The sequence below is a fragment of the Luteibacter sp. dw_328 genome, from assembly GCF_018449605.1.
Classification (GTDB): Bacteria; Pseudomonadota; Gammaproteobacteria; order Xanthomonadales; family Rhodanobacteraceae; genus Luteibacter.
The window spans coordinates 1,036,997-1,049,836 of record NZ_JAAVUW010000001.1 but is presented as its reverse complement, the minus strand read 5'-3'; the positions used below and the strand labels follow the sequence as shown (position 1 = coordinate 1,049,836).

The 12,840-nt window shown below is 64.8% G+C and carries 14 protein-coding genes; 3 read left to right on the top strand and 11 right to left on the bottom strand.

Annotated elements, in window-relative coordinates; translation table 11 throughout:
* The 9 genes from ccmB to HB634_RS04395 all read right to left on the bottom strand — a co-directional run bounded on the left by ccmB (position 1) and on the right by HB634_RS04395 (position 9,169).
* Positions 1 to 687: a heme exporter protein CcmB gene (ccmB, locus tag HB634_RS04435; RefSeq protein ID WP_345777458.1), complete on the bottom strand. Its 687-nt coding sequence runs from the start codon at positions 685 to 687 to the stop codon at positions 1 to 3.
* Positions 684 to 1,319, bottom strand: coding sequence for a cytochrome c biogenesis heme-transporting ATPase CcmA (gene ccmA, locus HB634_RS04430; RefSeq protein ID WP_063573938.1), 636 nt, complete (start codon positions 1,317 to 1,319; stop codon positions 684 to 686). Before ccmA ends, ccmB begins: the two co-directional genes overlap by 4 nt.
* A 58-nt stretch (positions 1,320 to 1,377) precedes the next feature.
* Positions 1,378 to 2,757 (bottom strand): NAD(P)/FAD-dependent oxidoreductase, encoded by a 1,380-nt coding sequence (locus tag HB634_RS04425; protein WP_213947692.1) that lies wholly within the window; start codon positions 2,755 to 2,757, stop codon positions 1,378 to 1,380.
* 90 nt (positions 2,758 to 2,847) lie between these two features.
* A complete protein-coding gene (gene phaR / locus HB634_RS04420; protein WP_046966621.1) occupies positions 2,848 to 3,351 on the bottom strand; it encodes a polyhydroxyalkanoate synthesis repressor PhaR in 504 nt (167 codons plus the stop codon).
* A gap of 107 nt (positions 3,352 to 3,458) precedes the next feature.
* A complete protein-coding gene (locus HB634_RS04415) occupies positions 3,459 to 5,027 on the bottom strand; it encodes a DHA2 family efflux MFS transporter permease subunit (RefSeq protein ID WP_213947691.1) in 1,569 nt (522 codons plus the stop codon).
* Positions 5,024 to 6,223: an HlyD family efflux transporter periplasmic adaptor subunit gene (locus HB634_RS04410; RefSeq protein WP_213947690.1), complete on the bottom strand. Its 1,200-nt coding sequence runs from the start codon at positions 6,221 to 6,223 to the stop codon at positions 5,024 to 5,026. Before HB634_RS04410 ends, HB634_RS04415 begins: the two co-directional genes overlap by 4 nt.
* Positions 6,220 to 7,680 (bottom strand): efflux transporter outer membrane subunit, encoded by a 1,461-nt coding sequence (locus HB634_RS04405; RefSeq protein WP_213947689.1) that lies wholly within the window; start codon positions 7,678 to 7,680, stop codon positions 6,220 to 6,222. Before HB634_RS04405 ends, HB634_RS04410 begins: the two co-directional genes overlap by 4 nt.
* Positions 7,677 to 8,183: a MarR family transcriptional regulator gene (locus HB634_RS04400; RefSeq protein ID WP_345777457.1), complete on the bottom strand. Its 507-nt coding sequence runs from the start codon at positions 8,181 to 8,183 to the stop codon at positions 7,677 to 7,679. The genes HB634_RS04405 and HB634_RS04400 overlap by 4 nt, the downstream gene beginning before the upstream one ends.
* Positions 8,184 to 8,401: 218 nt before the next feature.
* Entirely contained in the window at positions 8,402 to 9,169 is a 768-nt protein-coding gene (locus HB634_RS04395) for a TatD family hydrolase (RefSeq protein ID WP_213947688.1), read from the bottom strand.
* Between the two features lie 142 nt (positions 9,170 to 9,311).
* On the opposite strand from HB634_RS04395, the gene HB634_RS04390 reads away from it, so the two are divergent.
* Together HB634_RS04390 and HB634_RS23015 are read left to right on the top strand one after the other, a co-directional pair.
* The gene (locus HB634_RS04390) at positions 9,312 to 9,923 is read left to right on the top strand and encodes a glycine zipper 2TM domain-containing protein (protein ID WP_213947687.1); all 612 of its coding nucleotides are present in this window, start codon (positions 9,312 to 9,314) and stop codon (positions 9,921 to 9,923) included.
* 26 nt (positions 9,924 to 9,949) lie between these two features.
* The gene (locus HB634_RS23015) at positions 9,950 to 10,417 is read left to right on the top strand and encodes a glycine zipper 2TM domain-containing protein (RefSeq protein WP_063572478.1); all 468 of its coding nucleotides are present in this window, start codon (positions 9,950 to 9,952) and stop codon (positions 10,415 to 10,417) included.
* A 354-nt stretch (positions 10,418 to 10,771) separates the two neighbouring features.
* Here HB634_RS23015 and HB634_RS04380 read toward each other — a convergent pair whose 3' ends face one another.
* Positions 10,772 to 11,206: a cell wall hydrolase gene (locus HB634_RS04380; RefSeq protein ID WP_213947686.1), complete on the bottom strand. Its 435-nt coding sequence runs from the start codon at positions 11,204 to 11,206 to the stop codon at positions 10,772 to 10,774.
* 493 nt (positions 11,207 to 11,699) lie between these two features.
* Positions 11,700 to 12,509 (bottom strand): folate-binding protein YgfZ, encoded by an 810-nt coding sequence (locus tag HB634_RS04375; RefSeq protein ID WP_063572476.1) that lies wholly within the window; start codon positions 12,507 to 12,509, stop codon positions 11,700 to 11,702.
* Positions 12,510 to 12,635: 126 nt separating this feature from the next.
* On the opposite strand from HB634_RS04375, the gene HB634_RS04370 reads away from it, so the two are divergent.
* Positions 12,636 to 12,803, top strand: coding sequence for a DUF1674 domain-containing protein (locus tag HB634_RS04370; RefSeq protein WP_082879133.1), 168 nt, complete (start codon positions 12,636 to 12,638; stop codon positions 12,801 to 12,803).
* Positions 12,804 to 12,840: the final 37 nt, after the last annotated feature.

Sequence of the window (12,840 nt, the reverse complement as noted above, 5' to 3'; positions counted from 1 at the left end):
TCATGTATCCATGGCGATGCGAAGTGCGGCGGCGCAAGCCAGCGGCGCAAGAACGAGCGCCATGGCGAGGCCTGCGCCCAGCCAGGCGATCGGCGCAACCCAGGGCAAGCCTTCCTGCGCGGCTGCCAGGGCCCCGGCGGCGAAGATCACGACCGGCACGCACAACGGCAACAACATGAGCGCCAGAAGCATACCAGAGCGTCTGGACCCGGCCGTCAGGGCGACCAGTACTGCGCCCAGCAGGCAGAGCAACGGCGTGGACAGGAGCAGCGCGATGACCAGCACCGGCATGGCTTCCGGCGGAAGCTTCAGCATGCTGGCCAGTACAGGCGCGACGACGATCAGGGGCAGGGATGAGGTAATCCAGTGCGCTAGGATCTTCATGGCCACCAGCAGGGCCAACGGCTGGGGCGCCAGCATCAACAGCTCCATCGAGCCATCCTCGATGTCGCCGCGGAACAGGTGGTCCAGCGAGAGCAGGATGGCCAGCAGCACGATGACGAAGACCACGCCCCCGGCGATGCGTGCCAGCAGTGCCGGCTCAGGGCCGATGGCAAAAGGGAAAAGCGTGGTCACGATGACCGCGTAGAGCACCGGCATGGCGATATCGCCGCGACGCCGCCACGCTAGCGTGAGGTCACGTCGCAACAGGGCGGCACAGGCCGCGGGTGTGCTGCCCGGCGTCACGCGTGCAACCGGATGCGACGCGGCTCGCCGCCGGCGAAGCTGACCGCACCATGGCTGGTCACCAGTGCGGCGCCACCGCGCGCGGCATGCTGGTCGAGCAAGCGATTGACGAGGGCAATGCCGTCGCGGTCCAGATTGGCGTAGGGCTCGTCCAGCAACCACACGCGGGCCGGCAGCAGAAGGAGACGGGCCAGGGCGGCACGTTTCTTCTGTCCGGCGGAAAGCTGGCGCACCGGTTCGTCTTCGTAACCGGCCAGACCGACCTCGCGCAGCACGGCGTTCTCATCGGTGCCGCTGCGCACACCGTACAGGCCGGCCGCGAGACGCAGGTTTTCGCGTGGCGTCATGTCGAATTTCAGGCCCAGGTGATGGCCCAGGAAAACCACGGCACCGGCCACGGTATCGAGAGAGAAGGGTGCGCCGTCGAGGAGGACTTCGCCTTCGCCCGGACGCAGCATGCCCGTGAGCACGCGCATCAGCGTCGTCTTGCCGCTGCCGTTATCGCCTTCGACCAAGGCGATCTCACCGCCACGCAGCGCGAAGTCGATCGGCCCGAACACCGGCTCGTCCTGGCGCAGGAAGCACAAGGCACGTGCTTCCAGCAGGGCGGTATGGTCGGGCGGAGAGGTCATTCGGTTTCGCTCTGTGCTCTTTGTAGGAGCCGATTCATCGGCGACGGGTGCTCGCGACTCAGCCCCGCTCGAACGCCTGCTTCGGCAATGGCGGCAAGGTGGCTTCCAGGGTTCGCACCGCCGCATCGAGATCGACATCAGCCACCGACTCATGCCCCTTCAGAAGCTGCTCCACCAGCACATCCTGTGCCTGCCCGCGCTCCAGCGCATAGCGATACGGCAGGTGGGTAAACGTCACCATGCGATACCGCGGCAGGTAATGCGTGGGCGAGCGCTCGGCAAGGAGGCTGCCCAGTTCGCGCTTGCGCAGGTAATGCGGATCCGCGACGGAGTCGCGCATCTCCACGTAATTCTCCAGCGCCATGCGTGCGATCGCATCCGCATTCGGTTTGCGACGCTGCTCGAACGCAGCGAACACGGCGGCGGCATTGTCCGGCTGCGCGGCAAACAGGTCGGCGAGGTCCGCCGCATCTTCGAAGCCGCAATTCATGCCCTGGCCGTGGAACGGCACCATGGCATGCGCTGCGTCACCGATGAGTAGTGCACGGCCGCCGATATGCCAGCGGTCGAGATAGAGGGTGGCGAGGGTGCCGACCGGATGGGCCGCCCAGTCGGTGGCGAACTCCGGCATGAGGGCCAGCGCGTCGGGGAAGTCGGTGCGGAAGAAGGTCTCGGCGGCGCCGGCGCCCGCGATGGTTCGGAAGCTTGGGTGCTCGCCTTCGTTCGGCAGGAACAGTGTGACGGTGAAGCTGCCTTCGCGATTCGGCAGGGCGATGCACATGTAATGCCCGCGCGGCCAGATATGCAGGGCGTTGCGCTCGATCGCGAAGGGACCGGAGGCGTCCGCCCGTGGCGGAATTTCCAGTTCCTTGTAGCCGTGACCGAGTTCCTCGATGCGCTCGCCGAGCGGCGAGTGCAGGTGCATGGCCGCGCGCAGTGCGGAACCCGCTCCGTCAGCGCCGATCACCACGGGTGCCTCGACGGTGCGCAGGTTGCCGTGGGTGTCGGCCAGGGTCAGCGTGCCTGCGTCGAGGTCGGCCGAGGCCAGGCCCTGGTCGAAATGGACTGTGGCACCGGCCGCTTCGGCGGCGTCGAGCATCAGGGTGTTGAGACCACCCCGGGAGACCGACCAGATCACCTCGGAGTCGTCCACGCCGTAGCGCTGCAGGCCGCTGTGGCCGGCCGGGTCATGGACCATGCGGCCGCGCATCATCACGGCCTGCTCCAGCACCTTGTCGGCCAGGCCGGTGGCACGAAGGGCGTGCAAGCCGCGTTCGGCCAGGGCCAGGTTGATCGATCGGCCACCCTGGAATCCGGCGCGGCGTGGATCCGAGCGCTTTTCGAACACCGTGACGCGAAAGCCGCGTTGGGTAAGCAAAGTGGCAACGAGGGCGCCGACCAATCCGGCGCCGACCACGGCGATGTCGTTACGGGGCATGGGCGGCCTGATTCGGGGGCGCGATATTGCAGGGCAGCGCATCGTGCGCCGCAGCGCCGCTGGGAGCAAGCCCGCGGCGCAGCGTCAGGATTAGCTGGCTTTTTTGCCCGTCGGGCGGGTGGTCCGCGTGACAGGTTCAGCCGGCTTTGCCGTGGCCGCATCGAGGAAGCCACGCTGCATCGACTTCCATACGTCGAGGTTGCGCTCGGTCATTTCGTTGAGCATCGACCAGGGCGTCTGGCCCATCAGGCTGTTCAGCTGGGTGCGGAACTGCTGCTGCTGGTCGAGGAAAACCTGCAGGCTGCGCTCCAGATACGGCCCCATGAAGCCCTGCAGCGAGTCGCCGTAGAAGCGGATGATGTGCGACAGCAGCTGCGGGGAGAGCATCGGCTGGCCGTGCTCTTCGTGCTCCGCGATGATCTGCAGGAGGACGGAGCGCGTCAGATCCTCGCCCGACTTGGCGTCGCGGACTTCGAAGTTCTCCCCATCGAGTACCAGCTGGCGGACTTCCTCCAGCGTGATATAGCTCGAGATCTCCGTGTCGTAGAGACGCCGGTTCGGGTACTTCTTAATGATGCGTAGGGTTTGTGCCATGCGGCGAAAGCTACCACGAGGTATTGCGCCGCACCAGTTGTCGAAAGGGGGCGTAATCGTTTTCGGATTTCACATTCCGTTTTTCAATCGATTCAGGTAACGGCAATTTAATGCGCCGCGGCACCGCCGGCATTTCCAAAGGGCGGTTTGGCAAGCCAAAGAATCGGAATCAGCGCCAGGAACAGGATGGCGCAGCCGAAGAACACGTCGTTGACGGCCAGGGTCAGGGCTTCCCGATTGAGGATCTGGTCGATCACCGCCAGCGACGGCTTGCCCTGGATGCCCAGCGTGGCCAACTGGTTCGTATAGGCCGCCGTGGCCGGCGAGGCCTGGGTAACGTACTGGGTGAGCGAGGCGTGGTGAGACTCGCCCCGGTGGGTCCAGAGGGTCACGGTCAGCGCGGTGGACACGCTGGACGCCAACGTGCGGAAGAAATTCGACAGGCCCGAGGCGCCGGCAATCTGGTCCGGGTTGAGGCCGGACAGGAAGATCTGGTTCAGCGGGATGAAGAAGCACGCGATGGCGATGCCCATGATGAAGCGGGGTAGCACCAGCGCGGCGAACGAGGCCCCGCTGTTGAAGCCGGCGAACCAGAACGAGGTGAAGGCGAACACCATGAAGGCGAACGTCACCACCGCGCGCAACTCCAGCCGCTGGATGTTCTTGCCGATGAAGGGCGAGACGATGAAGGCGAGGATGCCCACCGGCGCCGTGGCGAGGCCGGCCCAGGTGGAGGTATAGCCCAGCGTGGTCTGCAACCACAGCGGGAACACCACGTTGATGCCGAAGAAGGCGAGCATGCCTAGCGACAGGGCAGTCACGCCCACCGCGAAGTTACGCCGGCCGAACAGCGACAGGTCCACCACCGGATGCTTCGCGGTGAGCTCCCAGATCACCAGGAAGACCAGTGCGACGAGTGCGATCAGCCCCAGCGTGACGATGAGCGGCGAGGCGAACCAGTCGTGGTCGTTGCCATTGTCGAGCATGAACTGCAGCGAGCCGACGCCGATCACGAGCAAAGCCAGCCCCACCGTGTCGATCGGTGCTCGCATGATCTTCGTCTCGCGGTCGCGCAGGATCGTCCAGGTGATCACGCCGGCGAGGGCGCCCACGGGCACGTTGATGTAGAAGATCCACGGCCACGAGAAGTTGTCCGTGAGGTACCCACCGAGGATGGGGCCGAAGATGGGCGCCACCACGACCGTCATCGCCCACATGGCCAGGGCCATGCCCTGTTTGGTCTTCGGATAACTGGACAGCAGCAGGGAGAGTGACAGCGCCACCATCGGGCCGGAGCCCGCGCCCTGCAGCAGGCGGAAGAGCACCAGCATCGGCATGCTGGACGCGAGGCCGCAGAGCATCGAGAACAGCACGAAAAGCATGACCGAGAAGACGAAGGTCTTCACTTCGCCAAAGCGCTTGGCCAACCATCCCGTCAGCGGCTGCATGATCGCGCTGGCGAGGGAGTAGGAGCTGATTGCCCAGGTGCCCTCGCTCGAGCTCACGCCGAGGCTGCCGGCGATATGGGGCACGGCCACGTTGACGATCGTCGTGTCGAGGATCTCCATGAAGGTGGAGAACGCGACGGCGATCGTCAGCACGGCCAGGGTCGCGCCCTGGATCGGCTTGGGGCCGCTCGCGGGCGCGGCGGCGGGGATGGCGGCGGCGTCGCTCAAGGCACGCTCGCTCCCAGGTTCTTGCGCACGATGGCGTCGGCGGCAGCATCGGCCTTGGCGGCGACATCGTCATAGACGCTGGTCTGCGCGACAGGTGTCGTCGAAGGCGACTGCGCGAGCACGTCGCCCTTGTCGTCGGTGATGTCGACCGTGACATCCGTGGACAGGCCGATACGCAGCGGATGCTTGTCGAGATCCTTCGGGTCCAGTGCGATGCGCACCGGGATGCGCTGCACGACCTTGATCCAGTTGCCGGTCGCGTTCTGCGCGGGAAGCAGCGAGAACGCGCTGCCCGTGCCGGCACCCAGGCCGATCACCTTGCCGTGGTATTCGGTGCCGCCACCGTAGATGTCGGCTTCGATCTTCGCGGGCTGGCCGATGCGCACGTGGCGCAGCTGGCTTTCCTTGAAGTTGGCATCGACCCAGAGGTCGTGGAGGGGTACCACGGTCATCAGCTGCTGGCCGGGCTGCACGCTGTTGCCGACCTGCACGCTGCGCAGCGCCACGTAGCCATCGATGGGTGCGACGATGGCATTGCGTTGCGCCGCGATCCAGGCCTGGCGGAAGCCGGCACGTGCCTGTTCCACGGCGGGATTCGTCTCGACATCGCTGCCGTCGACCAGGGCGCGAGAGGCATCGGCCTGGCGCTGCGCGGATTCGAGCGCGGACTGCGCGGTGTCCACCGCATCGCGTGCATGCTGCACTTCTTCTGGCGCCACGGCCTTCTCGGCAAGCAGGGGGATGCGCCGCCTGAGATCGTCCTGCGCGCGCTTCAGGTCCTGGCGACGCGTGCCGAGCGCGGCATCGGCACTGGCGGCGGACTGCGTCTGCTGGCGCACCTGGCGCACGGCCTGGGCCAGGGCGCTGCTCGCTTTGCGCAGGGCGACATCGCCGTCCGTCGGATCGAGCTTCACCAGTACCTGGCCAGCATTCACGCGCTGGGTGTCATCGGCGAAGACACCCACGACGATGCCCGGCACCTGGGCCGAGATACCGACCTGGTTGCCGCCGACATAAGCGTCGTCGGTGGTTTCGCGCTTGGAAAACACGAACAGCCAGAGCAGGAACCACGCAAGGGCGGCGAAGCCGAACAGGAGCGCGGCGATGAGCAGCGCGCGATTCCGCTTGCGCTTGTCCTTCGGCGCGTTGCCGCTTTCTTCCTGCGTGCGCGACGTGTCGGTCGTGGTGGCGCTCATGGGGTCTGGGTTCCGTTCGTGCTGTGCGTGGAGGGGGAATCGGTGCTTTCTGCGCGATAGCCGCCGCCGAGTGATTTGATCAGCGCGACATCGGTGGACAGGGCCTGTCCCTGCAGGTCGGCGTCGGCGTCCAGCTGTTGGGCGAGCGAGGCTTCGGTTTCCAGGGACTCGCGATCGTCGCGGATGCCGCGGGCCGCACGGGCTTTCGCGCTGGCGAGCAATGTCTTGACCGAGTCGATCTGTTCGTTCTGTTGCGTGCGACGCGCGGCAAGCTGTTGCGCGCCCAGGGCCTGCGTGGCGACGTCACGTGCGGCGGAGGCCACGGTCGCGTTGTACTGGGCCACTGCGGCACCGAGTTGTGCCTGGCTGACGCCGTGGTTGGCCTCGAGGGCGCCGCCTTCGAAGATCGGCAGGTGCAGCGCCGGCGTCAACGAAAACACACGGCTGCTGGGTGAGAAGATCTTGTCCATGTCGATGCTGGACAGGCCGGCCATACCGCTCAGGCTCACATCCGGGAAGAACTGGGCGCGTGCCGCATCCGTCTGTCGCAGGGCTGCTTCGACCTGCCAGCGGCTGGCCGCGATATCGGGACGGCGTGCCATCAGGTCGGTGCCGACGTTCGCCGGGAGGCCGCCGCCGACATCCGGCAGGGGGCGTGGGGCGAGAGGAGGCAACTGCGCGGGGGTGACACCGACGAGCGTAGCCAGCGAGGCGCGGCGGATATCCGCGGATCCCTGCAAGGCGACACGTTGCTGGCGAGCGCCGGCCAGTTCGGCGCGAGCCTGCTGAGCGGTGTCAGGAACGTCCACGCCCTGCTTCACGCGCAACTCGGCGATTCGCAGCGCACGCTCGCGCACGGCGACAAGGCGGTCGGCAATGGCCACGCGCGACATATCGGCAAGCCAGCCAAAGTAGGTGTCGGCGACCACGGCCTGGATGGCGAGCGAGGAGGCTGAACGCTCCGCTTCCGCGGCGCGTGCGCTATCGATCGCGGATTCGAGCGTGAAGCGCTTCTTACCCCACCAGTCGAAGTCGTAGCTGACCTGTACGCCGATGTCGGCCTGGTTGTACCAGGTGAAACCAAGGAACTGGGCGGGGATCAACCCATGCTCGCTCATCCGCTGACGGGCTACCTGCGCGCTGCCGTCGACGCGAAGACCGGCCTGCGCCGCGGCGACGCGGATGTTCTGCTGCGCCGAGTCAACGCGCGTCTTCGCCTGGGCGAGATCGGGAGCGCCGCGCAAGGCCATGTCCATCAGGGTGTCGAGTTGCGGGTCGCCATAGGCGCGCCACCATTCGGCGGCCGGCCAGCCCGGGCGCTGGTCCGTGACGAGTCCGGCAAGCGGCACGTCATCGCGCAGGGCGGGCCGGTCGATCTTCGCGGGGATGTGGCAGGCGGCGAGCAAGGTGGTTACCGCCGCAGCGAGCAGCGCGGGACGGAGCAGGGCAGGTGTCATGGCGTGTCGTCCGTGTCGACCGTCGGGTCGATATGCAAGGCGAGCTTCTTCAGGAGTTTCTCGAAGGTCTTGCGCTCGGTGGAACTGAAACAGGCGAAGTTCTCCATGAGAGGAGGGAACATCGGTGGGAGCATCTTGTTGACGAAACGACGGCCGGCCGGGGTGATCCGGAGCAGCACCTGACGACGGTCATGGGTGGCATGCGACCGCGAGATCAGGGCCTTCTTGGCGAGCGCGTTGGCGATCCGGGTCATGTTGGTCGGCTTCTGCTCGGCCAGCGCGCAGAGTTCGCCCGGTGTCGCACTGCCGTCTTCGCTGCTGTAAAGCATCATCAGCGTGCGGAAGTCGCTGTCGTTCATGCCATACGGCTTGAGCTTGTTTTCGAACTCGCGCAACAGGGCTCCCGCCGTGAGCATGAGCAGCCGGACGAGGAGGACTTCCGACTTCGGCACGCCGGGGATGCTTTGTGCGACGCGGTCCACACCCTCATAGAGGGCATCCACGCAAGGTTTGAGGCTTGACATTTCGCTGGCAAATAGTTCGCTGGTGAACTATTAGGCTAGCAAGTATGTCGGCCGATGCGCAATGTGCCGTGCAGAAGGGCGCAGCACCACTGTAGGAGCCGATGCATCGGCGAACGGGTGCTCGCGACAACCTGGCCCGCTGCCGCGGGATCGCCGATGCATCGGCTCCTACACGGTTTTTCGGCTCTACTGCTGGGTTATGGGAGTTTGAACAGCTTCATCGCGTTCGCCGTCGTCGCAGCAGCGATATCGTCGGCCGACACGTCACGCAACGAGGCAATCGTCTCGAGGACATCCGTCATGAAGGCCGGTTCGTTGCGTATGCCCCGACGATGGGCGCAGGGCTGGTCCGGGGCGTCGGTTTCCAGCAGAAGCCACTCCAGTGGCATGCCGGCGACCACGCGACGGATGCGATTCGCGCCCTCGTAGGTGACGGGGCCTCCAATGCCGAGATGGAAGCCCAGGTCGAAGAGTTGCCGGGCCTGTTCTTCGCTGCCGGAGAAGCTGTGGACCACGCCGCGGAGTCCGCCGACGCGGCGTAAGGTGTGGATGGTTTCCTCGAAGGCGCGACGGGCATGCACGATCACGGGCAGGTCGTGTTCGCGGGCGATGTGCAACTGCCGGACGAAAACCTCGCGCTGGCGCACCGGGTCGAGACCCTCGACGTAGAAATCCAGCCCGATCTCGCCCACGGCGATGGCGCCGTGGCCGTCGAGCCAGCCCGGCAGCTCGGCAAGGTGCTCGTCGCGATGGGCGTCGATCCGCAGCGGGTGCAGACCATAGGCGGGGAAGGCGCCTTCACGCGCCGCACACAAAACCTCGATGGCTTCCCAGTTTCCCCGGTCGATCGCCGGTACGATCCAGCGCCGCACGCCGGCCCTGCTGGCCCGATCGAACATCGCCCCACGGTCTCCGTCGAACGAGGCATCGTCCAGATGGGCATGGGTATCTACCAGATCGAGCATGTCAGTCAGCGGCCGGTGGGGTTGTGGGTGTGAGTCTAAGGCGTCGTTCAGTTTAACGACTGTCAAATGTCATCGAGGCGACTTCCGGGTGATGGGGCACATGCGCCATCGAGTCGCCGACCTTTGTTAGGAGAGTAGGGTTATGAGCAGGTTGAAGATTTCCGTCCTGAACGCTGGTTTGGGCGCGGCCCTTGTGTTGAGCCTTTCCGCCTGCAACCGCGATGCAAACGCCGATGTGGCCAATGCCCAGTCGCCCGGCACCTCGGCGCTCAACGCCGCCGCCGCGCCGCCGCCGGCGGACAATGGCCCGCGCTACGGTCGCGTGGTGAGCGTGGATCCGGTCCGCGAGACGGCCACGGCCGCACAGCGCCAGTGCCACGATGAGGTCGTGACGCGCCACGTCCCGGTGCGGGATCAGCATCAGGTCGCCGGTACCGCCATCGGCGCCGTCGCAGGCGGCCTCCTGGGTAACCAGATCGGCCACGGTAAGGGTCGCACCCTTGCTACGGTCGCAGGTGCCGTGGGCGGCGGTTACGCCGGCCACGAGATCCAGGAAAACCACCAGGAAAACAACACGACCACCAGCACCATCCGCAAGTGCGAGACGGTGGCTGGCACGGCGGGCGACAAGGTCGTCGCCTATGACGTGCGCTATGAGTACAACGGCGTGACGCGTTCGGTGCGTATGGATCACGATCCGGGCGACCGCGTCCAGGTCCAGGAAGGCGTTTCCGTCATTTCCGACGCGCGTTGATCAACCCATTCACCAGGACGCCACCCATGCACAGCTTCGTCCGTAAGTCCGGCCTCGTTGCCGCCGCTGTTGCCACTCTGTCGCTGACGGCTTGCTATGAGCCGCCGCGACGCGTTTACCACGAGGATCGCGTGGTGTATTCCGGTCCCCCGCGGGGCTGCGATCAGTGCGGCACCGTCAGCGACGTGGAGCAGGTCTACACCCAGCGCGATTCGTCGCCCTTGGGTGCCGTGATTGGCGCGGTGGCCGGCGGCTTGCTGGGTAACACGGTTGGCCACGGTGACGGTCGCACGGCCGCTACCGTTGGTGGTGCCGTGGCAGGTGGCTTCGTCGGCAATGCCGTCGGCAAGCGCAACGGTGCGGATGAGGCCGTGTTCCGCGTACGTATTCGTCTGGATGACGGGCGAGTGGCGACGGTAACGCAGCGGGAAGATCCACAGCTTCGTCGTGGCGATTACGTCGTCATCCAGGGTGACCACGTCTACCGCAGGTAACGCGCGTTGGATGTAGATGTCGCGCGATTCCTGTAGGAGCCGCTTCAGCGGCGATGCCGGAATACGTCAACCTCTACAGACGTCCAGACGGCTAAAACAAGAAAGGCCCGCTACCAGGCGGGCCTTTCTTGTTTTCAGAGAACGTGAGTTGGTCTCGAGCACCCATCGCCGATGAATCGGCTCCTACACAAGCATGGCGTGCGACGAAGTAGTGGGTGTCATGATGCGCGGGGCGTGACGCCGATGCCCGCTTTATAAAAGGCAAAAAAAAGCCCTCGTCCGAGGGCCCCTTTTCCCGGGAATCCCAAGCTGCCCGCCTGGATTCCTTCTCCCCCGCGTGTTCTTTCGCGTACGTCAGTTGACGGCGTAGAACGCGTGGTCGCCGATCTTGCGAACGACGCGGCTGGCTGACCAGCTCGGTGCGACCGCAACGGTCGCGAAATGATCTGCTTGCGGAACATAAACGAGGCGTTCGCTCTTGGGCAGGCTCCAGTTGTTGAGGGAGTCGCCAGCGATTTTCCACGCCTTGGTCCATGAAACGAGATCGGTTATTTCAAAATCCTTTGGTGTCGTGGTAATCGCGAACTGGCGTGGAGCCGAGACGACTGCACACACCTTGTCGCCGCCCATGCCGCGATCGCGGCGCCGTAGGGCGACTTCCGCCACGGCATACTGGCCGATGGTGGGTTCGCTGCGTGCTTCGAGATATACCGTCGTCGCCAGGCACGTCTGGTCAGCGAGGTGGCTTGGAAGGACGGACGCCATCCATAGCAAAGCGGAAAGTTTCATGTGTATCTGCCTCCAACGAGCTTTTCCGTCACTTGCGGCTTTCTATGGAAAGGCCATGGGGGACGTATGAGCGGTAGACGGGCGGGCAGGCCGTTACTACCTGGACCAACCGAAGGCACCCGCTGAGAATCAGTTACGCGGATGAGTCGGGCGTCACACACTGTGACTGTACAAGACGGCTGTCCGGAGCCGTCCGGTAATGGGGGTTTGCCGAAAGGGAGCGGCATCGCGCAATGGGCGGCGGCTCTGTCGGCTTACTACGCGCAATCAGATGGTGCGCGCGTTTCGTGCTCCGGCTTTTGCCGGGTCGCGCCAGAACCGTCATCGTCGACGGATCGTCGCGGGTGTAACCGTGATGCAACATCACGGCCACTCAAATGGATCGGCGGAGCCTAGTAGCGCAATGCAAATTTGGCAAGTGCGTGTGCGGTACGGTTCAGCTTTTGCTCACACACGCTGTTGAACTTTATTTTACGAATGTGCTTGCGAATGCTCATGCGTCGAACGTCGACACGATGTGCAGACGCATGCCTTCGATTTCAAGAGTGTCTGCCTGTACGGCCGCGTCATCCAATACGACAAGCGATATAGGCTTTGGTGCTGATGCATGACACATCAACACGATACCGACAGTGTTGCCGTCAACGCGTAGCGAATGTCCTTCGGCGAGCGTGCCGTCGCTCGTGACGGTATGCAGGTGTTTCTTGTGGCCGCCAAGGTAATGCAGGCGCGCTGCGATTTCCTGGCCGGGAAAGCAACCTTTATTGAATGAAACAGCACCCAGGCGTTCCATCGACAGAGCGGGTGGAAGCAAGGCGTCGATCGCTCCATCCGGAAGCCATGCATAGCCATTCGTAATGTGCCGCGCGATCCACGCGTCGTTACTGCTTTCAACTTTCGCGTTGTCGACTTTCGCATCGCCGAACCGCAACGACGCATGTCCTTCGCCGAAACGGATCGCACCGCTTTCGTCTTCGCAAACATGCGTGTCGTCGAGTGCGTCGCCATCACTGGTGTGCAGTACATCCGACACGACGATCTTCACCTTCGACCGAAAGACGAAACGACGAAGGTCGTTCGCGATCGCTTCGCCGTCGCCTCCGCGCGGAATCACGACGAAGCGCTCGTCGTCGGGTCGGGCGATCTGTAGCAGCGCGCGCACCCGGCCCTTGGGGTCGAGCCAGCCACTCCATTGCCACCGGCCGCGGGGCAGGGCGAGGACGTCGCTGCTGAACTGGGCATTGGCGAAGGAGGCCGCGTCGGGGCCGGTCAGGGTGATGCTGCGAGTGGTACGGCTCGGCATGGGGAGGCGCAAGGCAGGGCGGAAGCGTAAGATATACGGCCGGGCCAAGGCCAAACCAACCCTCTTGATAATCGTGAAGGTTGTGCTGAGGTGGCACAGGTATTACGCTTTTAGGGCTTTATAACCATGTCCGACAATCCCTCCGAACCCAAAGACGCGAACGATTCCGCCCCGGCGAAACCGCTCGTCACGCCGATCGTCCCCACGAACGGCACGCCAGGGGTCGAGAAAGCGCCATTGGACCCAACGCGTTACGGCGACTGGGAAAAGAACGGACGCTGCATCGACTTCTGAGGATCGGAAGGCGGGGAGAGATCGTCGGGCATCAGCG

Bases quoted from the DNA above. Each gene is read 5' to 3' on its own strand.
- phaR (WP_046966621.1), bottom strand. From the start codon at position 3,351: ATGGCACAAACCCTACGCATCATTAAGAAGTACCCGAACCGGCGTCTC.
- HB634_RS04425 (WP_213947692.1), bottom strand. From the start codon at position 2,757: ATGCCCCGTAACGACATCGCCGTGGTCGGCGCCGGATTGGTCGGCGCC.
- HB634_RS04370 (WP_082879133.1), top strand. From the start codon at position 12,636: ATGTCCGACAATCCCTCCGAACCCAAAGACGCGAACGATTCCGCCCCG.
- HB634_RS04390 (WP_213947687.1), top strand. From the start codon at position 9,312: ATGAGCAGGTTGAAGATTTCCGTCCTGAACGCTGGTTTGGGCGCGGCC.
- HB634_RS04395 (WP_213947688.1), bottom strand. From the start codon at position 9,169: ATGCTCGATCTGGTAGATACCCATGCCCATCTGGACGATGCCTCGTTC.
- HB634_RS23015 (WP_063572478.1), top strand. From the start codon at position 9,950: ATGCACAGCTTCGTCCGTAAGTCCGGCCTCGTTGCCGCCGCTGTTGCC.
- HB634_RS04375 (WP_063572476.1), bottom strand. From the start codon at position 12,509: ATGCCGAGCCGTACCACTCGCAGCATCACCCTGACCGGCCCCGACGCG.
- HB634_RS04380 (WP_213947686.1), bottom strand. From the start codon at position 11,206: ATGAAACTTTCCGCTTTGCTATGGATGGCGTCCGTCCTTCCAAGCCAC.
- HB634_RS04410 (WP_213947690.1), bottom strand. From the start codon at position 6,223: ATGAGCGCCACCACGACCGACACGTCGCGCACGCAGGAAGAAAGCGGC.
- HB634_RS04405 (WP_213947689.1), bottom strand. From the start codon at position 7,680: ATGACACCTGCCCTGCTCCGTCCCGCGCTGCTCGCTGCGGCGGTAACC.
- ccmA (WP_063573938.1), bottom strand. From the start codon at position 1,319: ATGACCTCTCCGCCCGACCATACCGCCCTGCTGGAAGCACGTGCCTTG.